The sequence below is a fragment of the Streptomyces sp. NPDC096105 genome, from assembly GCF_044763335.1.
Classification (GTDB): domain Bacteria; phylum Actinomycetota; class Actinomycetes; order Streptomycetales; family Streptomycetaceae; genus Streptomyces.
Genome location: NZ_JBIWGC010000006.1, coordinates 21687 through 47506, shown reverse-complemented (window position 1 = coordinate 47506; position 25820 = coordinate 21687). Strand labels below are relative to the sequence as shown.

General features: G+C 71.9%; 20 protein-coding genes and 2 tRNA genes. 14 read left to right on the top strand and 8 right to left on the bottom strand.

The genetic code is table 11. The features are described from left to right. Positions 1 to 34: 34 nt before the first annotated feature. Complete coding sequence (locus ACIQ8B_RS12065) at positions 35 to 1192, top strand: serine hydrolase domain-containing protein (RefSeq protein ID WP_403546596.1); 1158 nt, start codon at positions 35 to 37, stop codon at positions 1190 to 1192. A 77-nt stretch (positions 1193 to 1269) separates the two neighbouring features. Here ACIQ8B_RS12065 and ACIQ8B_RS12060 read toward each other — a convergent pair whose 3' ends face one another. Together ACIQ8B_RS12060 and pepN are read right to left on the bottom strand one after the other, a co-directional pair. Beyond that, the gene (locus ACIQ8B_RS12060; RefSeq protein ID WP_290009641.1) at positions 1270 to 2322 is read right to left on the bottom strand and encodes a hypothetical protein; all 1053 of its coding nucleotides are present in this window, start codon (positions 2320 to 2322) and stop codon (positions 1270 to 1272) included. A 265-nt stretch (positions 2323 to 2587) separates the two neighbouring features. After that, positions 2588 to 5164 (bottom strand): aminopeptidase N, encoded by a 2577-nt coding sequence (pepN, locus tag ACIQ8B_RS12055; RefSeq protein WP_403546595.1) that lies wholly within the window; start codon positions 5162 to 5164, stop codon positions 2588 to 2590. A 137-nt stretch (positions 5165 to 5301) separates the two neighbouring features. Here pepN and ACIQ8B_RS12050 point away from each other — a divergent pair, with 137 nt between their 5' ends. Continuing rightward, the gene (locus ACIQ8B_RS12050; RefSeq protein ID WP_403546594.1) at positions 5302 to 5958 is read left to right on the top strand and encodes a DsbA family protein; all 657 of its coding nucleotides are present in this window, start codon (positions 5302 to 5304) and stop codon (positions 5956 to 5958) included. A gap of 234 nt (positions 5959 to 6192) precedes the next feature. Here the strand turns inward: ACIQ8B_RS12050 and ACIQ8B_RS12045 are convergent, their stop codons facing one another. Beyond that, complete coding sequence (locus ACIQ8B_RS12045) at positions 6193 to 7572, bottom strand: amino acid permease (RefSeq protein WP_403546593.1); 1380 nt, start codon at positions 7570 to 7572, stop codon at positions 6193 to 6195. Positions 7573 to 8030: 458 nt separating this feature from the next. On the opposite strand from ACIQ8B_RS12045, the gene ACIQ8B_RS12040 reads away from it, so the two are divergent. The 3 genes from ACIQ8B_RS12040 (at position 8031) to ACIQ8B_RS12030 (ending at position 10155) form a co-directional block, all read left to right on the top strand. Beyond that, complete coding sequence (locus tag ACIQ8B_RS12040; protein WP_290009633.1) at positions 8031 to 8615, top strand: biotin transporter BioY; 585 nt, start codon at positions 8031 to 8033, stop codon at positions 8613 to 8615. 195 nt (positions 8616 to 8810) lie between these two features. Next, entirely contained in the window at positions 8811 to 9296 is a 486-nt protein-coding gene (locus ACIQ8B_RS12035; protein ID WP_290009631.1) for a ribose-5-phosphate isomerase, read from the top strand. A 37-nt stretch (positions 9297 to 9333) separates the two neighbouring features. Further along, positions 9334 to 10155 (top strand): Fpg/Nei family DNA glycosylase, encoded by an 822-nt coding sequence (locus ACIQ8B_RS12030; RefSeq protein ID WP_403546592.1) that lies wholly within the window; start codon positions 9334 to 9336, stop codon positions 10153 to 10155. Between the two features lie 11 nt (positions 10156 to 10166). Here the strand turns inward: ACIQ8B_RS12030 and ACIQ8B_RS12025 are convergent, their stop codons facing one another. Then, the gene (locus ACIQ8B_RS12025; protein ID WP_403546591.1) at positions 10167 to 11417 is read right to left on the bottom strand and encodes a GNAT family N-acetyltransferase; all 1251 of its coding nucleotides are present in this window, start codon (positions 11415 to 11417) and stop codon (positions 10167 to 10169) included. A 164-nt stretch (positions 11418 to 11581) separates the two neighbouring features. Between ACIQ8B_RS12025 and ACIQ8B_RS12020 the strand changes: the two genes are divergently transcribed. Both ACIQ8B_RS12020 and ACIQ8B_RS12015 read left to right on the top strand, forming a co-directional pair. Further along, a complete protein-coding gene (locus ACIQ8B_RS12020) occupies positions 11582 to 12760 on the top strand; it encodes a PP2C family protein-serine/threonine phosphatase (protein WP_403546590.1) in 1179 nt (392 codons plus the stop codon). A 41-nt stretch (positions 12761 to 12801) separates the two neighbouring features. Then, positions 12802 to 13236, top strand: a complete 435-nt coding sequence (locus tag ACIQ8B_RS12015) for an HD domain-containing protein (RefSeq protein ID WP_403546774.1) — start codon at positions 12802 to 12804, stop codon at positions 13234 to 13236. On the opposite strand, the gene ACIQ8B_RS12010 is transcribed toward ACIQ8B_RS12015, so the two are convergent. Beyond that, positions 13233 to 14390 (bottom strand): acyltransferase family protein, encoded by a 1158-nt coding sequence (locus ACIQ8B_RS12010; protein ID WP_403546589.1) that lies wholly within the window; start codon positions 14388 to 14390, stop codon positions 13233 to 13235. The two genes, ACIQ8B_RS12015 and ACIQ8B_RS12010, sit on opposite strands and share 4 nt — an antisense overlap. Positions 14391 to 15036: 646 nt before the next feature. Between ACIQ8B_RS12010 and ACIQ8B_RS12005 the strand changes: the two genes are divergently transcribed. Next, a complete protein-coding gene (locus tag ACIQ8B_RS12005) occupies positions 15037 to 15231 on the top strand; it encodes a hypothetical protein (RefSeq protein ID WP_290009621.1) in 195 nt (64 codons plus the stop codon). A gap of 657 nt (positions 15232 to 15888) precedes the next feature. On the opposite strand, the gene ACIQ8B_RS12000 is transcribed toward ACIQ8B_RS12005, so the two are convergent. Next, positions 15889 to 15959 (bottom strand) — tRNA-Gly (locus ACIQ8B_RS12000). A gap of 164 nt (positions 15960 to 16123) precedes the next feature. On the opposite strand from ACIQ8B_RS12000, the gene ACIQ8B_RS11995 reads away from it, so the two are divergent. From ACIQ8B_RS11995 to clpX, 5 genes are all read left to right on the top strand, one after another. Further along, a tRNA-Pro gene (locus ACIQ8B_RS11995) sits at positions 16124 to 16200 on the top strand. A gap of 166 nt (positions 16201 to 16366) precedes the next feature. Further along, positions 16367 to 17773, top strand: a complete 1407-nt coding sequence (gene tig, locus ACIQ8B_RS11990) for a trigger factor (protein WP_403546588.1) — start codon at positions 16367 to 16369, stop codon at positions 17771 to 17773. Positions 17774 to 18118: 345 nt separating this feature from the next. Further along, positions 18119 to 18724 (top strand): ATP-dependent Clp protease proteolytic subunit, encoded by a 606-nt coding sequence (locus ACIQ8B_RS11985; RefSeq protein ID WP_030858107.1) that lies wholly within the window; start codon positions 18119 to 18121, stop codon positions 18722 to 18724. A gap of 111 nt (positions 18725 to 18835) precedes the next feature. Continuing rightward, positions 18836 to 19540: an ATP-dependent Clp protease proteolytic subunit gene (locus ACIQ8B_RS11980; protein WP_106414228.1), complete on the top strand. Its 705-nt coding sequence runs from the start codon at positions 18836 to 18838 to the stop codon at positions 19538 to 19540. Between the two features lie 183 nt (positions 19541 to 19723). Beyond that, positions 19724 to 21010: an ATP-dependent Clp protease ATP-binding subunit ClpX gene (gene clpX / locus ACIQ8B_RS11975; RefSeq protein WP_019527658.1), complete on the top strand. Its 1287-nt coding sequence runs from the start codon at positions 19724 to 19726 to the stop codon at positions 21008 to 21010. An 87-nt stretch (positions 21011 to 21097) separates the two neighbouring features. Here the strand turns inward: clpX and ACIQ8B_RS11970 are convergent, their stop codons facing one another. Both ACIQ8B_RS11970 and ACIQ8B_RS11965 read right to left on the bottom strand, forming a co-directional pair. Further along, complete coding sequence (locus ACIQ8B_RS11970) at positions 21098 to 22051, bottom strand: hypothetical protein (RefSeq protein WP_403546587.1); 954 nt, start codon at positions 22049 to 22051, stop codon at positions 21098 to 21100. Between the two features lie 37 nt (positions 22052 to 22088). Beyond that, complete coding sequence (locus ACIQ8B_RS11965; RefSeq protein WP_403546586.1) at positions 22089 to 23054, bottom strand: hypothetical protein; 966 nt, start codon at positions 23052 to 23054, stop codon at positions 22089 to 22091. Positions 23055 to 23190: 136 nt separating this feature from the next. On the opposite strand from ACIQ8B_RS11965, the gene ACIQ8B_RS11960 reads away from it, so the two are divergent. Beyond that, a complete protein-coding gene (locus ACIQ8B_RS11960) occupies positions 23191 to 25815 on the top strand; it encodes a valine--tRNA ligase (protein ID WP_403546585.1) in 2625 nt (874 codons plus the stop codon). Positions 25816 to 25820 lie beyond the last annotated feature (5 nt).

Here is a 25820-nt window from a genome sequence, read left to right as displayed (position 1 = left end):
GCGACCACGCATGACGAACAGGGGAGGCACGAACATGCGGAAGCGGATGCGGACGACGGCGGCGGCAGTGGTGGCGGCGGCCCTCTCGGCGGCCCTGGCGGCCCCCGCGGTGGCGGCGGGTCCCGGCGCGGACCGCTCGGGGGACACCGGCGACCACCGTGCGACCGCCCGGGCCGTGCGGGCCGAGGTCAGGAGCGGGGTGCCCGGCGTGACGCTGCGGGCGGAGGACCGGCGGGGCGCCTGGACGACCACCGCCGGGGTGGGGGACCTGCGCACGGAACGCCCGCGCTCCCCGCACGACCGCTACCGGGTCGGCAGCATCACCAAGACCTTCGTGGCGACGGTGCTGCTGCAGCTGGAGGCCGAGGGGAAGCTGTCGCTGGACGACACCGTCGACGCCTGGCTGCCCGGCCTGGTCACCGGCAACGGCCACGACGGCACCCGGATCACCCTCCGGCAGCTGCTGAACCACACCAGCGGCGTCTACAACTACACGGCCGACGAGGACTTCGGCCGCACCTACTTCCTCAAGGAGGGCTTCCTCGAGCACCGTTACGACACCCTGGCCCCCGAGGAGCTGGTGCGCATCGCGATGACCCACGAGCCGGACTTCGCGCCCGGCGGCGGGTGGAACTACTCCAACACCAACTACGTGCTGGCCGGCATGGTGATCGAGGAGGCCACCGGCCGCCCCTACGGCGAGGAGGTCCGCCGGCGCGTCCTCGCGCCGCTGCGCCTGACCGCCACCTCGGTCCCCGGCACCCGCACCGGCGTGCCCGGACCCCACAGCCGGGCCTACGGCAAGCTGACGCGGGACGGCAGCGGGCCCGTCCACGACGTCACCCGTCTCAACCCGTCCATCGCCACCTCGGCGGGCGAGATGATCTCCGACTCCAAGGACCTCAACCGCTTCTACCGCGCCCTGCTCGGCGGGCGGCTGCTGCCCGAGGCGCAGCTGGACAAGATGACCGACACGGTGCCCGTGGACGAGACGCGCGGCTACGGGCTGGGCCTGATGAGCACCGAGCTGAGCTGCGGGGTGACCGTCTGGGGCCACGGCGGCGGCATCCACGGCTCCGTGGCCGAGGCCGTCACCACACGGAACGGCCGCCACTCACTCGCGTTCAACTACAACGGCGACTGGGACGGGAACCCCGAGGCGGTGATCGACGCGGAGTACTGCGGCGACTGACGTGAGGCGGGGCCGCCGGGGCATGGTCCCGTCCCCGGCGGCCCCGCCGCCCTCGCCCGGCGCGCCGTGCCGCCGCACTACCGGGGCAGCACGACGACGTACGCCGCCGGATCGCGGTCCGCCGACGCCATCAGGGCCGTGCGGACCACCGTCGCCTGCTGCTCCGCCGCGTCCCGCAGTTTGCGCGGCGTGATGTGGACGACCGTGATGCCCAGGCGCTCCAGGTGCTCGCGCTTGCGGGCGTGCTCCGCCCACTCGGCGTCGTCCTCGGGCCGCCCGCCCGGCCGGGGCGCGCGGGCGTCCAGCTCCACCGCCACCGCATGCTCCGGCCAGTACGCGTCCACGCCGCCCAGATGCGGGCCGCCGGGCAGCCGCAGGTCCACGTTCCAGCACGGGTCCGGCAGGCCGTACTCGTGGACCATCCGGTACAGGCGTGCCTCCGCGAGCGCCCGCCCCTCGGCCAGCAGCGAGTCCACCGCGTCCACCACGTGCGGCCGGTTCAGCAGCTTCGCCGCGGTCAGCTCCCGCACCACCGCCGCCGGTTCGCAGTGCCTGCCGCGCACCGCCTCCGTCAGCAGCCGGCGCACCACGGCCGCGTCCTTCAGGTCCGCCACCGCGTCGGCCAGCGCCCGCGGGACCGGGGCCACCGGCAGGCCCGTCACCTGTTCCGGGACCGGCAGCGCGGCGGCGCGCACGATCCGGGCGCAGCCCGTCGACCGCAGCCGGCGCAGCCGCGGCACCAGCACGTCGAGGGTCTCCTGGGCCGGCAGCGGGGGAGCGGACGTGAAGCCGTGCAGGGTCAGCGCGGCCAGCCCGGTGATCATCGCTTCGCCGTAGGGGGAGGCGGGCGGCTCGGCCCCGCCCGGCTGCGCGGGCACGCTCACGGTCCGCTCCCGCACCGCGTACAGCAGCACCGCGTGCAGCCGCTCCTCGCTGGTCGGCGGCCCGGGGTGCAGCAGGACGACGCCGGGCAGCAGCTGCTGCCAGGGACCGCCCGGACGGCACTGCTCACCGGCCTCCGCGGCGGAGACCCCGTGCGCCCTGAGCTGCGTGTGGGTCAGCACGCGGCGTCCGGTGCCGGTGGCGAGGTGGTGCAGGGGGCGCGGGGAGAGGGGGGTGTTGTGGTTCATGACCGGCAATTTCCCGCCTCCGGACGCCCCCCGAACCCTTGTTACAGGCTCGTCGACGAATCCGGACAAGCCCGCACTAAAGGACGCCTGTTCGGATACCGAAACCCCCTGGTCCGTTCGGGTGAGCGTGCTGGGTTACGGGCTGAATGCCCGCGTTCGGTAACGGCGGTTGCGCGGGGCCCCCGGGAAACCCGGGGGCTTCCCGGAGGGGGCCGAGGGTCCCGGGACCGGATGGTCCCGGGACCCTCGGCGGAAGGCGCGGCTGTCAGCCCGCCGCCGCGTCGCACGCCTGGCCGCGCAGGGCGCGGGCCAGGTCGTCGCGGGCCTCCAGGACCAGGCGGCGCAGGGCCGGGGCCGCGTTCTCGTGGGCGGTGAGCCAGGCGTCCGTCGCGTCCAGGGTGGCCCGGGAGTCCTCGTAGGACGGGAACAGGCCGCGGACCACGTCCATGCCGATCTGGATGGACCGCTCCGTCCAGACCCGCTCGATCACCGCGAAGTACTTCTCCGCGTACGGCGCGAGCAGCTTCCGCTGGGACGGCCGGGCGAAGCCCGCGATCGTCGCCTCCACCAGCGCGTTGGACAACGCGTCCGACTCCACGACCTGCGCCCAGCAGTGCGCCTTGACCGCCTCCGACGGGCGGGCCGCCAGACAGCGGACGTGGTGACGCCGGCCGGAGGCGGTGTCGTCCCGGGCCAGCTCCTCGTCCAGCCGCTTCTCGTCGGCCGCCCCGTGCGCGGCCAGCGGCTCCAGGAACGCCCAGCGCAGCTCCTGGTCCACCTCCAGGCCGGGCAGCGTCACCGTGCCGTCCAGCAGCGAGGTCAGCAGCTCGAAGTCGGCGGGAGCGCACGCCACGTGGGCGAAGAACCGCGCCCACGCCAGCTGCTGCCCGCTGCCCTCGCCGGCCGCCCGGAGCTGCTCCGCCGCGCCCTCGGCGAGCCGCCGTCCGGCCTGCTCGCGCCGCTCGGGCGCGGTGTAGTGCACGACCGCCGACTCCGCCCAGGCGTGCAGCATCTGCAGCACGCCGATGTCGGTCTCCCGGCCCGCGAACCGCAGCACCAGATCGATGAAGTCCCGGGCCGGCAGCAGCGCGTCGCGCGTCATGTTCCACAGCGCCGACCAGCACAGCGCGCGGGCCAGCGGGTCGGTGAGGTCGCCCAGGGCCTCCCGCAGCGTGGCCAGCGAGGTGTCGTCGAAGCGGGTCTTGCAGTACGTCAGGTCGTCGTCGTTGACCAGCACCAGCTCCGGGGCGTCCGCGCCCGCCAGCTCCGCCACGACCGTGCGCGGCCCCTCGACGTCCGTCTCGGCCTGCGCGTACCGCTCCAGGGCGCCCGTCCCCGTGCGCCGGTACAGGCCCACCGCGACCCGGTGCGGGCGCAGTTCGGGATGCGACTCGGCGGCCTCCTGCACGACGGCCAGCTCGTCGACCGTGCCGTCCGCACGCAACAGCACCTGCGGGGTGAGGGAGTTGACCCCGGCGGTCTCCAGCCACGCCCGCGACCACGCGGCCATGTCCCGCCCGCTGGTCTCCTCCAGCACCGACAGCAGGTCGCCGAGCCGGGTGTTGCCGTAGGCGTGCCGCTTGAAGTAGCGCCGGGCGCCCTCGAGGAACGCGTCCTGGCCGGCGTACGCCACGAGCTGCTTGAGCACGGAGGCGCCCTTGGCGTAGGTGATGCCGTCGAAGTTGAGCTTGGCGTCCTGCAGGTCGCGGATGTCCGCGGTGACGGGGTGCGTGGAGGGCAGCTGGTCCGCGCGGTACGCCCATGCCTTGCGGCGGTTGGCGAAGGTGATCCAGCCGTCGGTGAAGCGGGTCGCGCCGACGAGTGAGAAGGCGCCCATGAAGTCGGCGAAGGACTCCTTCAGCCACAGGTCGTCCCACCACTCCATGGTGACCAGGTCGCCGAACCACATGTGGGCCATCTCGTGCAGGATCACGTTGGCCCGGCCCTCGTAGGAGGCCTGCGTCACCTTGCCGCGGAAGATGAACTCCTCGCGGAAGGTCACCATCCCCGGGTTCTCCATCGCGCCCAGGTTGTACTCCGGCACGAACGCCTGGTCGTACTTGCCGAACGGGTACGGGTAGTCGAAGTGGTCGTGGAAGAAGTCCAGGCCCTGCTTGGTGACCAGGAAGACGTTGTCGGCGTCGAAGTGCGGGGCGAGCCCCTTGCGGCACATCGCGCCGAGCGGGATCTCCAGCCGGGTGCCGTCCTCGAAGACCCGCTCGTAGCGGTCGGTCACGTAGTGGTACGGACCCGCGACGACACACGTGATGTACGTCGAGATCGGCTTGGTCTCCGCGAACCGCCAGACCCCGTCGGCCAGTTCGCCCGCGCCGTTGCTCCACACCGTCCACCCCTCGGGCGCCCGCACCTCGAAGCGGTACGGCGCCTTGAGGTCGGGCTGCTCGAAGTTGGCGAAGACCCGGCGGGCGTCGGCCGGCTCGTACTGGGTGTAGAGGTACACCTCGCCGTCCTCGGGGTCGACGAAGCGGTGCATGCCCTCACCGGTGCGGGAGTAGGCGCACCGCGCGTCCACGACCAGCTCGTTGTCGGCGGCCAGGTCCTCCAGCAGGATCCGGCTGCCGTCGAAGACCTGGCCGGGGTCGAGGTCCCGCCCGTTCAGGGACACCGCCGTCACGCTCGGCGCGACCAGGTCGGCGAAGCTGCTCGCCCCCGGCTCGGCGCACCGGAACCGCACGGTGGTGACCGACCGGAAGGTGCGCGGGCCGTCGCCGCTGTGCGCGCCGACCGCGGACCGCAGGTCCAGGGACACCTCGTACCCGTCGACGGACAGCAGCGCTGCCCGCTCCCGGGCCTCGTCACGGGTCAGGTTCTCACCGGGCACGGGCGGACTCCTCATGCGTCGTCGACACGGATGGACAGCACCGATCCTGCCATGCGCCCCTGACGCGGGGCAGCCGGGAATGGCCGGGGTGAGCCCCGGCGTTGCCACGGGGGAACACTGCCTTCACGAGGAGCGACATGTCGGACAAGTCTCCCGTCACGCCCGTCACGCCCGTCGACTTCTGGTTCGACCCGCTGTGCCCCTGGGCCTGGATGACCTCCCGGTGGGTGCTGGAGGTGCAGAAGCAGCGGGACCTGGACGTCCGCTGGCACCTGATGAGCCTCGCCGTCCTCAACGAGGACAAGCTGGACGAGCTGCCCGCCGAGTACCGCGAGATGCTCGAGGTCAAGGCCTGGGGCCCGGTGCGGGTGGTCATCGCGGCGCAGGAGGAGCACGGCCCGCAGGTGCTCGGCGACCTCTACACCGCGCTCGGCACCCGCATCCACAACCAGGGCGAGGGACCGGGCAAGGAGACGGTCGCCGCGGCGCTGAAGGACGTCGGCCTGCCCGACTCGCTCATGGAGCACTGGGACGGCACCCCGTACGAGCCGCAGCTGCGCGCCTCCCACAAGGAGGGCATCGACAAGGTGGGCCAGGAGGTCGGCACCCCGGTGATCGCGGTCCCCGGCCCCGACGGCGAGGAGATCGCCTTCTTCGGCCCGGTCGTCACGCCCGCCCCGCAGGGCGAGGAGGCCGTCCGGCTGTGGGACGGCACCCTGGCGGTGGCCTCGGTCCCGGGCTTCTACGAGATCAAGCGCACCCGCACGAAGGGGCCGGACTTCAGCAACCTGTGACCGCCGGTCGCGCCGCACCGGAAAAGCGCACGGAAGCCCCCGCGAGTCCTGTCCTCGCGGGGGCTTCCGCGTGCGCGCCCGCCGGGTGAGAGGTGAGAAGACGGTCACGGGGCGAACGCTTGTTGCGACTCTTTTGCAACTGCACGCTACCAGCGGAAAGCGGTCTCCGTGAGCTGGAGGGCGCACAGGGAACGGCTCCCGCGTGTCCACGCGGGGGCCGTCGGGAGGAGCGCGTCAGCGGCGCCCGCGCGTCCGCTGCCAGGCGTATCCGATCGCCGCGAGCACCAGCGTCATCGCGCCCGTCGAGTACAGCTGCACCCGCGTGTCCGGCTCCCGGGCCATGAGCACGAAGACCGTCGCCATGCCGGCCAGCGCCACCCAGGTCAGCCACGGGAACGCCCACATCCGCACGGTCAGCCGCTCCGGCGCCTCACGCTCCAGCCTGCGGCGCAGCCGCAGCTGGGAGACGGCGATGAAGATCCAGACGACCAGGATCACCGCGCCGATCATGTTCAGCAGCCAGGCGAAGACGTCGTCCGGCCGCCAGTAGCTCAGCAGCACGCACAGGAAACCGAAGACCGAGGAGGCCAGCACGGCGACGCGCGGCACCCCGCCCGACACGCGGCCCAGCAGCTTCGGGCCCTGGCCGCGCTCCACCAGCGAGTAGCCGATGCGGGAGGCGCCGTAGATGTTGGCGTTCATCGCGGACAGCAGCGCCACCAGCACGACCACGTCCATCAGCCGGCCGGCGCCGGGGATGCCGAGCCGGTCGAGGGCGGCGACGTAGGGGCCGTCCTCCACCACCTCGGGGGAGTCCCAGGGGACGAGGGCGACGATGACGGCCATCGAGCCGACGTAGAAGAGGGCGATCCGCCACATCGCGGTGCGCACCGCGCGCGCCACGCCCCGGACCGGGTCCTGCGACTCGGCGGCCGCGATGGTCACGGTTTCCAGGCCGCCGTACGCGAAGACGGACGCGAGCAGGCCGATGACCAGGCCCTCGGCGCCGTTGGGCAGCAGCTCGGTGAGGTGGGAGCCGCCCGGCGAGTCGGTGCCGGGCAGCACACCGGCGAGCGCCAGCACGCCGAGGACGAGGAACAGGGTGATCGCGCCGACCTTGAGGGCGGCGAACCAGAACTCGAACTCGCCGAAGTTCTTCACCGCGGCGAGGTTGGTCCCGCAGAACACCACCATGAACAGCGCCACCCAGGCCCACTCGGGCGTGCCCGGCAGCCAGCCGCTGACGATCTGCGCGGCGCCGATGCCCTCCAGGCCGACCGCGGTGCACAGCAGCACCCAGAACGCCCAGCCCGCGGTGAACCCGGCCCAGGGCCCGATGGCCCGCTCGGCGTGGGAGGAGAAGGACCCGGAGGAGGGGTACGCGGCCGACATCTCGCCCAGCATCCGCATCACCAGCATGACCAGCAGGCCGGAGAGGGCGTAGGCGATCACGATGGAGGGGCCGGCGGCGGCGATGCCCGCGCCGGAACCGACGAACAGTCCCGCGCCGATCACCCCGCCGAGGGCGATCATCGACAGGTGGCGCTGCTTGAGGCCGTGCGAGAGGGAGGCGCCCTCGGCGTCCGGGGGCGTCTGGACCGTGGTGGGGGGCATGGGTGCGGCTCGTCCAAGGGGGAGACGACAAAAACGCCCCCAGTCTGGGCGGCCGTCCGGCGATCACGGGGCGGCCGCCCAGCATATGGACGGCAATCAAGCGGAGGGTCACGGTCCGATCACTGCGGGGTGGCCGTCACGCGACGCCGGGCGTCCGGCCCACGCGGCCGGACCACGGCGCGGACCGCTGCCCGGACCGTGACCGGCGGACGGGACGGCACCCCCGGACACCGCCGCCCGCGTTGGCGGATCCCTACAGCCGCCGCCGCGCCGGGCCGTGTCGGCGACACCACGTCACCTCAGTGACCGGTGTCACCTCCCGCGAGGTGTGGCCCCCGTCCTTTGTCCGGAGCCCACCAACTCCCTGTTCGCGCCTTTGTCGAGCGCTGCTGGTGATCGGCGCGGGGGCGCCGGTATAGCGTCGCCGTGTTCCCCTTGCCCTCACTCCGGGAGTCCCCATGAGCACCGCCACCGTCACCACCGCCCGGCCCGGACAGGTCCTCGCCGACCTCGTCCCCGCCTCCCGCGTCCGGGACGCGGCCCTCGTGCTCGGCGGCGCCGCCCTCACCGGTCTCGCCGCCCAGATCGCGGTGCCCGTGCCCGGCTCCCCGGTGCCGGTGACCGGCCAGACCTTCGCGGCGCTGCTCGTCGGCACCACCCTCGGCGCCCGCCGCGGCTTCGCCTCCCTCGCCGTGTACGCGCTGGTGGGCATGGCGGGCGTGCCGTGGTTCGCGGAGGGCAGGTCCGGGATGGGCATGCCGTCCTTCGGCTACGTCCTCGGCATGCTGCTGGCGTCCGTCGTCGTGGGCGCCCTCGCCCGCCGCGGCGCCGACCGCTCCGCCTGGCGCACGGCCGGCACCATGCTGCTCGGCTCGGCGGTCATCTACGCCGTCGGCGTGCCGTACCTGGCCCTGGCCACCGGGATGTCCGCCTCCGCCGCGATCGCGGCCGGCCTGACCCCGTTCCTCATCGGTGACGCGCTCAAGGCGGCGCTCGCGATGGGCCTGCTGCCCACCGCATGGAAGCTCGTCGACAAGCACTGACGACTCCCTCGCACGCCGAAGGGCCCGGCGGGCGCCTCCACAGGCGCCCGCCGGGCCCTCCCGTCGCTTCAGGGGCGGGGCCGGCCCGCCCGCGCCCGTCCCGGTCCGGGACGGCGGCCCGCCGTCCGCGGCTCACGCTTTTCGCGCGCCCCACCCCGCGCCGCTTCCCCGCACCGGCCGTGTCACACTCGACGCATGCGCGTGTATCTCGGCTCCGACCATGCGGGCTACGAACTGAAGAACCACCTCGTCGAGTGGCTCAAGGAGGCGGGACACGAGCCCGTCGACTGCGGCCCGCACCTCTACGACGCCCAGGACGACTACCCGCCGTTCTGCCTCCGCGCCGCGGAGCGGACCGCCGCGGACCCCGGCTCCCTCGGCATCGTGATCGGCGGCTCCGGCAACGGCGAGCAGATCGCCGCCAACAAGGTCAAGGGTGTACGGGCCGCCCTCGCGTGGAGCGAGCAGACCGCCGCCCTGGGCCGCGAGCACAACGACGCCAACGTGGTCGCCGTGGGCGCGCGCATGCACACCCAGGAAGAGGCGACCAGGTTCGTCGAGATCTTCCTCAACACCCCGTTCTCGGGCGACGAGCGCCACATCCGCCGGATCGACATGCTCTCCTCCTACGAGACCACCGGCGACCTCCCCCCGATCCCGGCGCACCACCCGCAGCAGTAAGGACCGCGAGCAGGCAGCGAAGCGAGCGAGGGGGACCGTGCCCGAGGGACACACCATCCACCGGCTGGCCGAGGACTACGCCAAGGCCTTCCCGGCGGACTCGCCCCTGCGCGTCACCAGCCCCCAGGGCAAGTTCAGCGACGCCGCGGCCCTCCTCGACCGCACCCCGCTGCGCACCACCGACGCCCACGGCAAGCACCTCTTCCTGGGCTTCGGCGACCCCGGGCGCCCCGGGTGGGTGCACATCCACCTCGGCCTCTTCGGCAAGGTCACCTTCGGCCCTGCCCCGGCGCCGCCGCCCACCGACACCGTGCGGCTGCGCCTGGCCGGCGACGGCGCGTACGTCGACCTGCGCGGACCCACCACCTGCGCCCTGATCACGGAACCCGAGAAGCGGGCGGTACACGACCGGCTCGGCCCGGACCCGCTCCGGCCCGACGCCGACCCCGAGCGCGCGTACCGCAGGATCAGCCGCAGCCGCACCACGATCGCCGCGCTCCTCATGGACCAGAAGGTCGTCGCCGGCGTGGGCAACGTCTACCGCGCCGAGGTGCTCTTCCGGCACGGCATCGACCCCTACCGGGCCGGCAAGGACATCACCCGGGAGCAATGGGACGCGATCTGGGACGACCTGGTCGCGCTGATGCGGGAGGGCGTCCGCACCAACCGCATCGACACCGTCCGCCCCGAGCACACCCCCGAGGCCATGGGCCGCCCGCCGCGCGTCGACGACCACGGCGGCGAGGTGTACGTCTACCGCCGGGCGAACCGGCCCTGCCACCTCTGTGGCGGCGAGATCCGCACCGCCGATCTCGCCGCCCGCAACCTCTTCTGGTGCCCGGGCTGCCAGCGCCCCTGACCCGCCCCGGGTCAGAAGCCGTGCGGCAGCCACGGCGCCGGGTCGCTGCCGAAGGCGAGGGACGCCTCGGCCAGCGCGCCGCCCCGCAGCTCGCGCACCCGTCCGGCCGCCGCCAGCGCGGTCAGGCTCACCCCGCCCAGGTAGGCGGCGCCCAGGTCCCGCACGGACAGGGCGAGTTCGGCCGCGTCCCGGGTGCGCTCGCAGGACGCCCCCTTGGCGTCCCCGCTCAGCCGCCAGCGCCCCGCGTTCCACGGGCAGAAGGCGTCCTCCACCTCCAGCACCACGTCCACGGGGGTCCGGTACGTGCGCGCCGCCAGCGCCGCTGCGACCTCCACCGGCCGCACGTAGAGCGCGTCCCGGCGGGCCGGACTGCAGCGCCGTATGTCCGACACCAGGTACTGCCAGCCCTCGTCGACCGGCCGCCCCCGGGCCACCAGCGACGACGTCAGGTCGATCTCGAACAGGAACCGCCACAGCGCCGCATCCGCCGCCGGGTCCAGCGCCTCCAGGGCGCTCAGCACCACCTGGCCCTCGGGCCCGCCCGGATCCCAGGACGGCTTCACCCGGAACCGCGCGTACCCGACGCTCTCCCCGTCGCGCTCGGCGACCACGCACTGCAGCGGCGACGCACCGCCCCGCTCGCTCGCCGGGTCCAGCAGTCCGACCCGCTCCCAGCCGGGCCGCCGCGCCAGCATCCCGGGCCGGCCGGGCACCAGCCGGGCGTAGATCCCCTCGCAGACGTCCAGCACCTCGGCGGGCTCCGCGTACCGCACGTGTACGTCATCCGTGCCGTCCGGCACCGTCAGACCCGCGCGCACGGTGTCGATCTCCGCGTCCAGCTGGAAGGTGGCCGCTCCGTAGCCGAACCGGCCGTAGATCGCCGGCTCCGACGCCGTGAGCACCGCCAGCGGCTCACCCCAGGAGCGGACGTCGTCCAGCTGCCGCCGCATCATCGACGTCAGCACCCCGCGCCGCCGGTGCGTGGCCGCCACGCTCACCATGGTGACGCCCGCGGCCGGCACCGAGGCCCCGCCGGGCACCGTCAGCCGGAACGAGAAGGCGCCCGCGGTCCCCACGCACCGGTCACCGTCCCAGACGGCCAGCGAACGCTCGAACTCGGTCAGGGAGCGCCACAGTTCCCGCTCCTCGTCCGACTCCGGGATGCCGCCGAAGGCACGGACGAGGTTCCCGTACATCATGTCCCACTCGTCCGGCCGCAGGGCCCGCAGCTCGGGCGCGCGGCCCGTCCGATCGTTCGTCATGAGGCATGCCTACCAGGGCTCCGCGATCCGGGCGAGGCAATTTCCGCCGCCCCGGTCCCAGGACGCCCCCGCGTGAAGTTCACTGTGAGTCAGGTCCCCGTCCGAGGGGACAAGCTGGACCTCCCGTGCCAAGCGGCCGGTTGGATGGATAGGGTCCCGAACTGATGGCAGCAGGACGAGAGCGGCGCGCGGCGGCCGAGACGTTCACGGCCCGGGTGAAGAAGCAGTGGCACCGGGGCCGCGTCGGCGTGCGCCGGGCCGCCGTCGACTGGTTCCGCGGCGACGGCTCCGACTGGATCGCGCTCGTCGGGCTGCTCCTCACCGTCCCGCTGATCACCGCCGGCACCCTCGCCAACTCCGTGTGGTGCGCGCCGGCCGCCCTGTGCGTACCGATCGTCGCGGGCGGCCTGCTGCTGCGCCCGGCCAGCCTGCTCGGACTGTACGCGGCGGCGGCCACCGCGCTGATCGTGGAAGCCGTCCAACTCGGCCCGTACACCGAGGGCGTGGCCCGGGTCACCCCCGGCGTGGTCCTGGTCGTCGCGGCCTGCGGCTTCTTCGGCCTGCTCGTCGCGCAGTTCCGCAGCCGGGTCGGCGTGCCCTGGCGGCGCGGCGGCACCATGCTGTTCGACCTGCGCGAACGCATCCGGGTGCAGAGCAAACTGCCCAAACTGCCCTCGGGCTGGCACCGGGAGATGGCGCTGCGCCCGGCGGGCGGCCAGTCCTTCTCCGGCGACTTCGTGGTCGCGGCCCGCACCAACGGCGGACGCACCCTGGAGGTCGTCCTCACCGACGTCTCCGGCAAAGGCATGGACGCCGGATCGCGCGCCCTGCTGCTGTCCGGCGCCTTCGGCGGGCTGCTCGGCAGCCTGCCCCCGCACGACTTCCTGCCCGCCGCCAACGGCTATCTCCTCCGCCAGGACTGGGACGAGGGGTTCGCCACCTCCATCCACCTCGTCCTCGACCTGGACTCCGGCGACTACGAGCTCTACTCCGCGGGACACCCGCCGGGCCTCCAGCTCAGCGCGGGCAGCGGCCGCTGGGAGGAGAAGGCGGCCGACGGCCCCCTGCTGGGCGTGTACGACGGCGCCCAGTTCGACCCGGTGAAGGGCTCGCTGCGCCCCGGTGACGTGCTGATGCTCTTCACGGACGGCCTGGTGGAGACCTCCGACCGGGACATGGTCGAGGGCATCGACCGGCTCACCGGCGAGGCCGACCGCTATGTCGCCGGAGGCTTCCACGGCGCCGCCTGGCACCTCATCGAGGCCGTCGCCAAGGACGTCAACGACGACCGGGCGCTGCTGCTGATCTGCCGCGAGGGCCCCACCGCGGCCGCCGCCCGCTGAGCGGCGCCGGGCACACTGGAGACGTGGACCGGACACCGATCATGGACCTGGCCGAGGTCGAGGCCGCCGCCCGCGCCGCGCACGCCGGCCAGACCGACAAGGCGGGCCGCCCCTACGCCGAACACCTTCAGGCGGTCGCCGAGGGCGTACGGCGGCGCGGCGGCGACGACGAGCAGATCGCGGCGGCCTGGCTGCACGACGCCGTGGAGGACGACAGGCTCAGCCACGCGTGGCTGGAGGAGGCGGCGCTCACCCGGCGCACCAAGGACATCGTGCGCGCCGTGACCAAGCGGTCCGGCGAGCCGCCCGGGGACTACGCGGCCCGCGTCCTGGCCACCCCGGGCGCGCTGCTGGTGAAGGAGGCGGACCTGGCGCACAACGCCGACCCGGCCCGCCTCGCCGTCCTCGACGACGCCACCCGCACCCGGCTGACGGCCAAGTACGCGCGGATGCGCGCCCTCCTCGGCCTGGCCTAGACGGAGACCTTCTCGCCGGGCGCGCGCACCTCGGCGGGCCGGGGCCGCTCACGGACCCGGGCCGCTCCGCCCGCGTCCTGCCGGAACGCCCAGTCCATGCGCGGCTCCACCACGCACCGCAGCGCCCGCTGCACCGGCCGGGTGCACATCAGCGTCACCGCGGCGGCCGCGAAGAAGGTGAGGCCCAGCACACCGAGCGGCTCGCGCAGCGCGGGCTGGTCGTAGAAGTCCGTGTAGTTGCCCGCCCGCACCAGGAAGGCGTGCAGCAGATAGCCGTAGATCGTGCCCGCGCCGAGGGCCGTGAACCACATGCGGCGGCGCGGCACCCAGGCGAAGAAGCAGACGGTCGTCACCAGCGAGCAGCCGAGCGTGGCGGCCACCACGAGCGGCCCGGCCCACCAGGCGGCGCCCAGCTCCTGGGCGGCGTCGCTGTGGTACAGCCAGCCGAGCCGCAGGTGCGGGATCGTCCACCAGGCCGCGACCGTCACCGCGACGAACACCGGCACGGACAGCAGGCGCACCGAGCGGCGCTTGACCATCCGGAAGTGCTCGGGCCGCAGGGTCAGGCCCAGCACGAAGAAGGGGAGGAACTGCAGCACCCGCTGCAGCTCCAGGTCGTCGCCGATCTGCGGGGACACCGAGCCCAGCGCGGCGAGGACCAGCGAGACCGGCAGCGGGTGCCGGATCGTCTTCCACACCGGTGTGGTCAGCCGCCACACGAACAGCGCGCACAGGAACCACAGGTGGTAGGTGGGGTCCAGCAGCGTGATGCCGCGCTCCGGCTCGTCGTTGCCGTAGCGCGCGAAGAGGGAGTACGCGGTCTCGAAGACCACGTAGGGGACGACGACTCCGGTGACCAGCCGCTGGATGTGCCGAGGGCGCAGGTCGAAGCTGCGGGAGAAGTAGCCGGAGATGAGGATGAACGCCGGCATGTGGAACGTGTACACGACCCGGTAGGCGGTCTCGACCGCCCCGTCGTCCAGGATCTGTCCCCAGGCGTGGCCGACGGCCACCAGCACGATCGCCAGGTACTTGGCGTTGTCGAAGAAGGCGTCGCGCCGTCTGCCGCCCGGTGCGGACCGGGAGTCCTCCGGGGTCTGCGCCGGAGGGAGCGGCGTCCTGCTGTTGCCGTACGGTCGCTGCGAGTTCGTCACCGGCCCTCCCGGCGGGGACGCGGGGAGGCGATCGGGGAGCTCGCTGCGCTTGCGGGGGACGAAGCAGCGTGGAACATCTCAGGCACCCTAGCGTTGTCCTCGGGAATCCGTAAAACGCCCGACGTCATTCCTGGTTATCGCGTTCGAGTACCCCTGGTTCGGCAATGCGCGCATGCCGTCGGCGTGAGGGGCGACACAAGAGAGGGTGTGCCGCTTTGACTCCCGTTCCGGCCCTTTTTGTCAGGATGGTCCCGGACCAATCCGGTCATCGGGGCGTGGGGCGACTGCGATGACATGTCGCCTTGTCCGGGCGGAATACGGGTCATTCGAATCATCTGCGAACACGGGGTGAGGGTGTGGAGAGGGAGACGTCCGCAAGTCGCGCATAAGCGCTCAGGGGATCGCCCAATTCCCCGCTCCGGTGTTCTCTCGAATTGCCGTGCGGCAAACAGATGTTGCATTCGAAAGGCCCATGAGCCGCCGCGGTCCGTCCGTCGCGCCGGCGACGACGGCACGGCTGTGGGACGGATGATGTGTCAGCCTCCGCATGACCCGGTCGTGTTGGTGGCACGATGGTCCTGGCGGGGTGCGCGGGGATGCGTCGCCCGGGCCGGCGAAGCCGAACCGACCAAGGGTGTGATCAGTTGTGGCCATTTCACTGTCAGTGGTGCTGCTGTTGGCGATCATCCTGGTGGTGCTGATGAGAGGGGGCTCCCTCAAGCCCGGGCCGGCGATCGTCGCCATCCTCTTCGGCTTCTTCCTCGCCTCGACGGGCATGGCCGACGACATCCAGCGGTTCCTGGACTCGATAGCCGACATGATCAACTCGATCAGCTTCTGACCCCGCCCCCGTTCCCCACGCGGCAGCGGTCCGCACACTGACACGGCTCGGGGCCGGTCCGGACACGCCCGGACCGGCCCCGAGCCGTGTCAGGAGGGCGACGGGAACGGGCAAGCGCCCCGGAAGGCCGTCCCGGCCGCGCCGATCAGCCTCGCGCGCCGCACGCGCCGCTCCCGCCCCACCCCCTCTGCGGCCGAAGGGGTGCGGCAACGCCATGACCGACGGCCGGATCGCGGATCGGCCGCCGGCGCGGTGTCCGCAGCGAGGTCCTGGAGCCGGGGGAGACGGTGCTCGGCGCCTGCACCGTCCGGCCCCCCCACAGGGGGCACACCCCGCCGGCCGCCCATGAGGGTCCGCGGTACCCGATCCGCCTGACCACGCGGAGCATGGAGAGGGGGAGCGCGACGCCCCGCTGTGGCGGCATCCGCTGCCGGAGCTGCGCCTGATCACCGAGGGGCCGCGGCTGCGCGTCCACCACGACGGGCGCGAGGCCGGGACGATGGTGCTGGAGCGGCCGGAGGCCGCACAGGGGATACGCGGCGTCGCCGGGCGGCACGGGGCCGCCCGACCGGGCGCGAAGGACCGGGGCGGCCTGGGGACGACGAAGACCCAGGGGAGTGGGTGCACACCCTCTCCCCTGGGCCTTCGGCCTTCCGGAGCGGGCGACGGGAATCGAACCCGCGTAGCCAGTTTGGAAGACTGGGGCTCTACCATTGAGCTACGCCCGCACGGTGCGCGCCGCGCGTCTGCGACCGCGGCACCGACAGGCATCGTAGCGGGTCGCACGCCCTCGACGCACACCCCGTGTCCGGCCGGCCGCCGGGTGCCGCACCGCGAAGGCGAAGGCGGCGGCCCTTTCGCCCGCGTGCATGTACCCTACGGATCGACCAGACGGGGTGTGGCGCAGCTTGGTAGCGCGTCCGCTTTGGGAGCGGAAGGCCGTGGGTTCAAATCCCGCCACCCCGACCAGCCATCTCCTCACCATCGGTGATCGCAGCCTTTTGGGTGCCGCAGTCGCTGCCGTTACTATGCAAGCTGCACGCCCGTGTGTCTCTGAAGTCCTCCGGGCGGCGAATCGGCCGGACCGTTCTGGTCCCGGCAGAACCCGAGAAGTCAGCCACAAGGAGACCGAACCGTGAAGAGCGCCGTGGAGACCCTGAACCCGACCCGGGTTCGGCTCACTGTCGAGGTGCCCTTCGAGGAGCTCAAGGACAGCCTCGACGCGGCGTACAAGAAGATCAACCAGCAGGTCACGGTGAAGGGCTTCCGCAAGGGCAAGGTCCCGGCCCGGGTCATCGACCAGCGCTTCGGCCGTGGTGCGGTCCTGGAGGAGGCGGTCAACGACGCCCTCCCGAAGTTCTACACCGACGCCGTGAACGAGGCGGAGCTGAGCCCGCTGGGCCAGCCCGAGGTCGACATCACGGAGCTGAAGGACGGCGAGACGCTGAACTTCACCGCCGAGGTCGACGTCCGCCCGGCCATCGAGATCCCGGACTACTCCGGCATCGAGGTCGAGGTCGACGCCGTCGAGGTCACCGACGAGGACGTGGAGAAGTCGGTCGAGGAGCTCCGTGAGCGCTTCGCCTCCACCTCCCCGGTCGAGCGGGCCGCCGAGGACGGCGACGTGGTCACCATCGACCTGGAGGCCAAGGTCGAGGGCGAGGTCCTCGAGGACGGCGTCGCCAACGGCGTCTCCTACACGATCGGCTCCGGTGAGCTGCTGGACGGCATCGACGACGCCGTGAAGGGCCTGGAGGCCGGTGGCGAGGCCACCTTCACCTCCGAGCTGAAGGGCGGCTCGGCGGCCGGCAAGGAGGCCGAGGTCACCGTCAAGGTCACCCAGGTCGCCAAGCGCGAGCTGCCCGAGCTGGACGACGAGTTCGCGCAGCTCGCCTCCGAGTTCGACACCCTCGAGGAGCTGAAGGCGGACAGCCGCAAGCGCCTGGAGAACATGAAGCAGTACGACCAGGCCACGCAGGCGCAGGAGCGCGTCCTGGACAAGCTGCTCGAGCTGGTCGAGGTCCCCGTCCCCGAGAAGCTGCTCGAGGACGAGATCAACACCCGCAAGCACAACCTCGAGCACCACCAGCTGGGCCAGATGGGCCTGGACCTCGCGAAGTACCTGGAGATCCAGGGCAAGACCGAGGAGGAGTTCGAGAACGAGACCCGCGAGGCCGCGATCAAGGGCATCAAGACCCAGTTCGTGCTCGACGAGCTCGTGAAGCAGGAGAAGCTCAACGTCAACCAGGAGGAGCTCACCGAGCACCTCATGCGGCGTGCGGCCTCCTCCGGCATGTCCCCCGACCAGTTCGCGCAGGCCGTCGTCGAGCAGGGCCAGGTCCCGCTGCTCGTCGGTGAGGTCGCCCGCGGCAAGGCCCTGGCCGTCGTGGTCGAGAAGGCCACGGTCAAGGACACCAACGGCGAGATCGTCGACCTCCACGACGAGGAGGACGAGGCCGCCGAGGCCCCCGAGGCCGAGGCCGCGGAGACCTCCGCCGACGAGAAGGCCGACGAGAAGGCCGAGGAGAAGACCGAGGGCTGAGCCCCGGCACGGTGATCGACTGAGAAGGCCCCGGGGTGAGACCCCGGGGCCTTCTCACCACCCGGAACGGCCGATACCTCCAGGGGCGCGGGGAACCGCGCGATCAGCCACGACGCGCCCGCAGCCGGGCACCGGCCGCACGCCTCACGGCGAGAGCCCGCACGGCCCCGCCGACTACGCCCCCGGCGAACACCCCCATCTCCGGGATTCCCCGAAGGGACCCGCGCGTTAGGGTCCATGAATACCAGGGCAGTGGAGTCTCCGATACGGCTCCCGCCCCGCAGGGAACACGTGAGACGGCCCGGCGCCGTCGTAAGACGAGCAGGTGGATACGTGACGAATCTGATGCCTTCAGCCGCCGGCGAGCCTTCCATCGGTGGTGGCCTCGGCGACCAGGTCTACAACCGGCTGCTCGGCGAGCGGATCATCTTCCTCGGCCAGCCGGTCGACGACGACATCGCGAACAAGATCACCGCACAGCTGCTGCTCCTTGCCTCGGACCCCGACAAGGACATCTACCTCTACATCAACAGCCCCGGCGGTTCGATCACGGCCGGCATGGCGATCTACGACACCATGCAGTACATCAAGAACGACGTGGTGACGATCGCCATGGGTCTCGCGGCGTCCATGGGGCAGTTCCTGCTCAGCGCCGGCACCCCCGGCAAGCGCTTCGCGCTGCCCAACGCCGAGATCCTGATCCACCAGCCCTCCGCAGGCCTCGCCGGCTCCGCCTCGGACATCAAGATCCACGCCGAGCGGCTGCTGCACACCAAGAAGCGCATGGCCGAGCTCACCGCCCAGCACACGGGCCAGACGGTCGAGCAGATCACCCGTGACTCGGACCGCGACCGCTGGTTCGACGCCTTCGAGGCCAAGGAGTACGGCCTCATCGACGACGTGATCGCCACGGCCGCCGGCATGCCGGGCGGCGGCGGCACCGGGGCCTGAGCGGTCCCCGCGAGGCTCCACGAGCCCCGTGGGACCCCGACCCGGGCCCGTGAGAGCCCCGGGGGCCCCAGCAGCCCCAGCCGACCGCCTCAGCCCCTTTCAGGAGACACCGTGAACGCATTCCCCGGCAGCGGGATCCACGACCGTACGCAGGCCGCGCAGGACACCGGCTCGCAGGGCCGCTACACCGGTCCGCGGGCCGAGTCCCGTTACGTCATTCCGCGCTTCGTCGAGCGCACCTCCCAGGGCATCCGCGAGTACGACCCGTACGCGAAGCTCTTCGAGGAGCGCGTGATCTTCCTCGGCGTGCAGATCGACGACGCCTCCGCCAACGACGTCATGGCGCAGCTGCTGTGCCTGGAGTCGATGGACCCCGACCGGGACATCTCGGTCTACATCAACAGCCCCGGCGGCTCCTTCACCGCGCTCACCGCGATCTACGACACGATGCAGTACGTGAAGCCGGACATCCAGACGGTGTGCATGGGCCAGGCCGCCTCCGCCGCCGCGGTCCTGCTCGCCGCCGGCACGCCCGGCAAGCGCATGGCGCTGCCGAACGCCCGGGTGCTGATCCACCAGCCGTACAGCGAGACCGGCCGCGGTCAGGTCTCCGACCTGGAGATCGCCGCCAACGAGATCCTCCGCATGCGCACGCAGCTGGAGGACATGCTGGCCAAGCACTCCACCCGCCCGATCGAGAAGATCCGCGAGGACATCGAGCGCGACAAGATCCTCACGGCCGAGGACGCGCTGGAGTACGGCCTGATCGACCAGATCATCACCACCCGGAAGATGGACAACTCCAGCCTGCGCTGAGGCGGGGCTGGGGTGTAACGTCTGCCGCCCCTTGGCACGGTTTGGCACGGTCCACGTCAAAGTGAACCGTGCCGAGGGGGGCCCGTACGGGGGGCCAGGCAAGGTACCGTCGGACATAAGGCAGCACCAGGAGCCGCCGGACACGGACGTCCGGTCGTCTCCCAGGCGAAGGGGAAGCACACCGTGGCACGCATCGGTGACGGCGGCGATCTGCTCAAGTGCTCGTTCTGCGGCAAGAGCCAGAAGCAGGTCAAGAAGCTCATCGCAGGGCCCGGTGTGTACATCTGCGACGAGTGCATCGACCTCTGCAACGAGATCATCGAGGAGGAGCTCGCCGAGACCAGCGAGGTCCGCTGGGAGGAGCTCCCCAAGCCCCGCGAGATCTACGAGTTCCTCGAGGGGTACGTGGTGGGCCAGGAGGCGGCCAAGAAGGCCCTCTCCGTCGCGGTGTACAACCACTACAAGCGCGTCCAGGCCGGGGAGAACGGCGGCGCCCAGGGCCGTGACGACGCCATCGAGCTGGCGAAGTCCAACATCCTGCTGCTGGGCCCCACGGGCTCCGGCAAGACGCTGCTGGCGCAGACCCTCGCCCGCATGCTGAACGTCCCGTTCGCGATCGCCGACGCCACGGCGCTCACCGAGGCCGGCTACGTCGGCGAGGACGTCGAGAACATCCTGCTCAAGCTGATCCAGGCCGCCGACTACGACGTCAAGAAGGCCGAGACCGGGATCATCTACATCGACGAGATCGACAAGGTCGCCCGAAAGAGCGAAAACCCGTCGATCACCCGGGACGTCAGCGGCGAAGGCGTGCAGCAGGCCCTGCTGAAGATCCTCGAGGGCACCACCGCCTCCGTGCCGCCGCAGGGCGGACGCAAGCACCCGCACCAGGAGTTCATCCAGATCGACACGACGAACGTGCTGTTCATCGTGGGCGGCGCCTTCGCCGGTCTGGAGAAGATCATCGAGGGCCGGGCGGGCGCCAAGGGCATCGGCTTCGGCGCGACGATCCGCTCCAAGCGGGAGATGGAGTCCAAGGACCAGTTCGAGGAGGTCATGCCGGAGGACCTGGTCAAGTTCGGCATGATCCCCGAGTTCATCGGCCGGCTCCCCGTCATCACCAGCGTGCACAACCTCGACCGCGAGGCGCTGCTGCAGATCCTCGTCGAGCCGCGCAACGCGCTGGTGAAGCAGTACCAGCGTCTCTTCGAACTCGACGGCGTGGAGCTGGACTTCGAGCGCGAGGCGCTGGAGGCCATCGCCGACCAGGCGATCCTGCGCCAGACCGGCGCCCGCGGCCTGCGCGCCATCATGGAGGAGGTCCTCCAGGGCGTGATGTACGAGGTGCCGTCCCGCAAGGACGTGGCCCGCGTGGTCATCACCGCCGACGTGGTGCTCTCCAACGTCAACCCGACCCTCATCCCGCGCGACTCGCGCGGCCGGGGCTCGGGCGAGCAGAAGACGGCGTAGTCCGCACGCCTCCCGGGCGTTCGGGCACAGGACGACGAAAGGGCGTCCGGCGCACCGCGCCGGACGCCCTTCTCCTGTGTCCGGGGCCTACTGGGCGACCCGGACCTCCTCGCGCACGTCGGCGGCCAGCTCCGCGGACTCGTCGAGCGAGTACGTCTTGCCGGCGGCGGTCGGCTCGACCACGGCGACCGTGCTGTAGTCGGCCCACACGCACATGAACGTCGTCTGGTCCTTCTCGGTGACCGGGTGCTGGGTCTCGGCCTCCTGGCACTTCATCACGGCGCCGTCCAGCCCGCCGGGGGACACCGACTTGGGCTCGCCGACCAGGTTGACCTTCTCGTCGTCGGTGTTCTTGTGCATCTGCGTGAACATCACGTCGAGCGCCTTCTCCGGGTCCTCGACCTTGCCGTAGACGCCGAAGTAGGTGATGTTCTCCGCCGACTCCAGCTTCGTCACGTCGGCCGAGTCCTCGGGGTCGAGCTGCGTGAGGTCGATGGTGGAGTAGACGGCGCCGACCGAGGTCGCGTCGCTCACGCCGGCCGTCGCCAGGTCCTTGGCGTCGCTGGAGCTGGCCTCCTTCTCCTGCGCCGGGCCCTGACGGTCGTACTTGTTCGAGAGGACCGACGAGGGCGCGGTCAGCTTGTGCGGGCCGTCGTCCTCCAGGCCGCCGGCGCCCCCGCCGCCGCCGATCAGGAAGTACGCGCCCACACCGACGGCCGCGACGACCGCGACCGCGCCGACGACGATCGCGGCCACCTTGCCGCCGCCTCCGCCGGAGGCCGGGGGCTGGGGCGGCATGCCGTACTGCGGCTGGCCGTACGGGGGCTGACCGTACTGCGGCTGCTGCGGCGGAACTCCCGGGTGGCCGGGCTGCTGCGGGTGGCCGTAACCGGGCTGGGCGGGCGGGGGCGTCTGCTGGGGGTAGCCGTAGCCGGGCTGGCCGGGCGGGGTCTGCGGCGGCTGGCCGTACGGTCCCGGCTGGCCGTAGGGGCCGGGCTGCTGGGGCTGCCCGCCGTACGGGCCCGGCTGGTTGAAGCTCATGACTGGGTTCCCCCTCGTGTTCGCTGCTGCGGTGCCGTCAGACCTTGACGCGGATCTGCTCACGGAGCCGGGTGGTGAGGTCGACCGCCGTGTCCTTGTCGACCCCCGTGCCGGCGTTGTCGCCGGGCGAGACCATGCCGACCGTGCTGTGGTCGGCCCAGGCGCAGAACCAGTCCGTCGACTCCTTCTCGGTGAGCGCGTTGGTGCTCTTCGTCGACTGGCACTTCGCCACCGTACCGGCGATCTCGACCTCCTCGGGCTCGCCGACCAGCTCGGCGTTCTGCATGCCGCCCGAGGAGCCGGAGGACGCCTTCTCGACCTGCTCCTGGATGTGGGAGAAGAACTTGTCCAGCGTCTTCTCCGGGTCGGCGATCTCGCCGTAACCGCCCACCATGGTGACGCCCTTGGCGGTCAGCAGTTCGGAACGGTCGGGAAAGTCGCCCGCGGTGCCGGGGTCGGCCGGGTCGTAGTCGCCGAAGTCGGCGGTGGACCACTGGCCGAGGACGGCGGTGCCGTTCTCGACCCCGCTGCTCTCCATGTCCTTCGCGGTGTCGGAGCCGCTCTCCTCGGCGCCGTCGCCGAACCGGTCGTACTCGCCCAGCACGGTCTCCGGCGTGGTCAGCTTGTGCGGGCCGTCGTCCGTCAGTCCGGCCGCGCTGCCGCCGTCGCCGCCGAGGAGGAAGTAGGCGCCCACGCCGATGGCCGTGACGACCGCGACGGCGCCGACGACGATCGCGGCCACCTTGCCGCCGCCTTTGCCGCCGGAGGCGGGGGGCTGGGGCGGCATGCCGTACGGGGGCTGACCGTACTGCGGCGGCTGGCCGTAGGGCGTCTGCTGCGGGTGGCCGTAGCCGGGCTGGGCGGGCGGGGGCGTCTGCTGGGGGTAGCCGTAGCCGGGCTGGCCGGGCGGGGTCTGCGGCGGCTGGCCGTACGGTCCCGGCTGCCCGTACGGACCGGGCTGCTGCGGCTGCCCGCCGTACGGGCCCGGCTGGTCGTGACTCATGACGGGGTTCCCCTCCGGACGCTTACCTGGTGCTGACATCCTGGCTCAGAGTCGGCGACTCCAGACCGGCGGGGGTCGCACCGTTACAAAGGAATCGCGTTTCGGGACAGCACCGTGACGGCTCTAAACTGAGCGCGTGACCGACAACGCTCAGCAGCAGCCACCAGCGCCCACGACCGAACTGCCGACCCAGTACGCGCCGGCCGACGTAGAGGGGCCGCTGTACGAGCGCTGGGTGGAGCGGGGTTACTTCGAGGCGGACGCGAAGAGCGACAAGCCGCCGTACGCCGTCGTCATCCCCCCGCCGAACGTCACCGGCAGCCTGCATCTCGGCCACGCCTTCGAGCACACGCTGATCGACGCCCTCACCCGCCGCAAGCGCATGCAGGGCTACGAGACGCTGTGGCAGCCCGGCATGGACCACGCCGGCATCGCCACGCAGAACGTGGTCGAGCGGGAGCTCGCCAAGGAGGGCAAGTCCCGCCACGACCTGGGCCGCGAGGCGTTCGTCGAGCGGGTCTGGAAGTGGAAGGCCGAGTCCGGCGGCCAGATCAGCGGCCAGATGCGCCGCCTCGGCGACGGCGTCGCCTGGACGCGTGAGCGCTTCACCATGGACGAGGGACTGTCCAAGGCCGTCCAGACGATCTTCAAGCGGCTCTACGACGACGAGCTGATCTACCGCGCCGAGCGCATCATCAACTGGTGCCCGCGCTGCCTGACCGCGATCTCCGACATCGAGGTCAACTACCAGGAGGACGACGGCGAGCTCGTCTCCATGAAGTACGGGGAGGGGGACGACACCATCGTCGTGGCCACGACCCGCGCGGAGACGATGCTCGGCGACACGGCCGTCGCCGTCCACCCCGAGGACGAGCGCTACCGGCACCTCGTCGGCAAGCTCGTCAAGCTGCCGCTGACCGACCGCTCCATCCCGGTCGTCGCCGACGAGCACGTCGACCCCGAGTTCGGCACCGGCGCCGTCAAGGTGACCCCGGCCCACGACCCGAACGACTTCGAGATCGGCCAGCGCCACGGCCTGCCGTCCATCACCGTGATGGACGAGCACGCCGTCATCACCGCGCACGGCCCCTTCCTCGGCCTGGACCGCCTGGAGGCCCGCTCCGCCATCGTCGCCGCGCTGCGCGCCGAGGGCCGGATCGTCGCCGAGAAGCGCCCCTACGTCCACTCCGTCGGCCACTGCTCGCGGTGCAGGACCACCATCGAGCCGCGGCTGTCCATGCAGTGGTGGGTCAAGGTCGGCCCGCTCGCCAAGGCGGCCGGCGACGCGGTCCGCGACGGCCGGGTCACGATCCACCCGCAGGAGATGGAGAAGCGCTACTTCGACTGGGTCGACAACCTCCACGACTGGTGCATCTCGCGGCAGTTGTGGTGGGGCCACCGCATCCCCGTCTGGTACGGCCCGGACGGCGAGGTCGTCTGCGTCGGACCGGACGAGGAGCCGCCGAGCGGCGAGGGCTGGCACCAGGACTCCGACGTCCTCGACACCTGGTTCTCCTCCGGCCTGTGGCCCTTCTCCACCCTGGGCTGGCCCGAGCGGACCGAGTCGCTCGCGAAGTTCTACCCGAACTCCGTCCTGGTCACCGGCTACGACATCCTCTTCTTCTGGGTCGCCCGGATGATGATGTTCGGCCTCTACGCCATGGACGGCACCCCGCCGTTCCACACCATCGCCCTGCACGGCATGGTCCGTGACCAGAACGGCAAGAAGATGTCCAAGTCCTTCGGGAACGTGGTCAACCCGCTGGACTGGATGGACAAGTACGGCTCCGACGCGCTCCGCTTCACCCTGGCGCGCGGCGCCAACCCCGGCGTCGACGTGCCGATCGGCGAGGACTGGGTCCAGGGCTCGCGGAACTTCGCCAACAAAATCTGGAACGCCACGCGCTTCGCGCTGATGAACGGCGCCACGGTCGAGGGCCCGCTGCCGGACGCGTCGGCGATGTCGCCCACCGACCGCTGGATCCTGTCCCGGCTGAACTCGGTCGTCGCCGAGGTCGACGCGTACTACGACGACTACCAGTTCGCCAAGCTGTCGGACGCGCTGTTCCACTTCGCCTGGGACGAGGTCTTCGACTGGTACGTCGAGCTGTCCAAGACGACGTTCCAGGCGGGCGGCGAGGCGGCCGAGGTCAGCAAGCGCGTCCTCGGCGAGGTCCTCGACGTCACGCTGCGGCTGCTGCACCCGGTGGTCCCGTTCGTCACCGAGACCCTGTGGACGACGCTGACCGGCGGCGAGTCCCTGGTCATCGCCGACTGGCCGGCCGACAGCGGCTTCCGCGACGAGGCCGCCGAGCGGGAGATCGCCATGCTCCAGTCGGTGATCACCGAGGTCCGCCGGTTCCGCGCCGACCAGGGGCTGCAGCCCGGCCAGCGGGTCCCGGCCCGCCTCACGCTGGAGGGCACCGCCCTCGCCGCGCACGAGCCGGCCGTCCGCCAGCTGCTGCGGCTCCAGCCGGAGGGAGAGGCCTTCACGGCCACGGCGACCCTGCCCGTCGCCGGTGTCGAGGTTGCGCTGGACCTGTCCGGCGTGATCGACGTCGCCGCCGAGCGCAAGCGGCTCGCCAAGGACCTCGCCGCCGCCGAGAAGGAGAAGGCCCAGGCGACGGCGAAGCTCGGCAACGAGGCGTTCCTGGCCAAGGCCCCGGACCAGGTGGTCGACAAGATCCGCACGCGGCTCGCCAAGGCGGAGGAGGACATCGTCCGCATCCGCACCCAGCTCGAGCGGCTGCCCCAGGCCTGACCCCA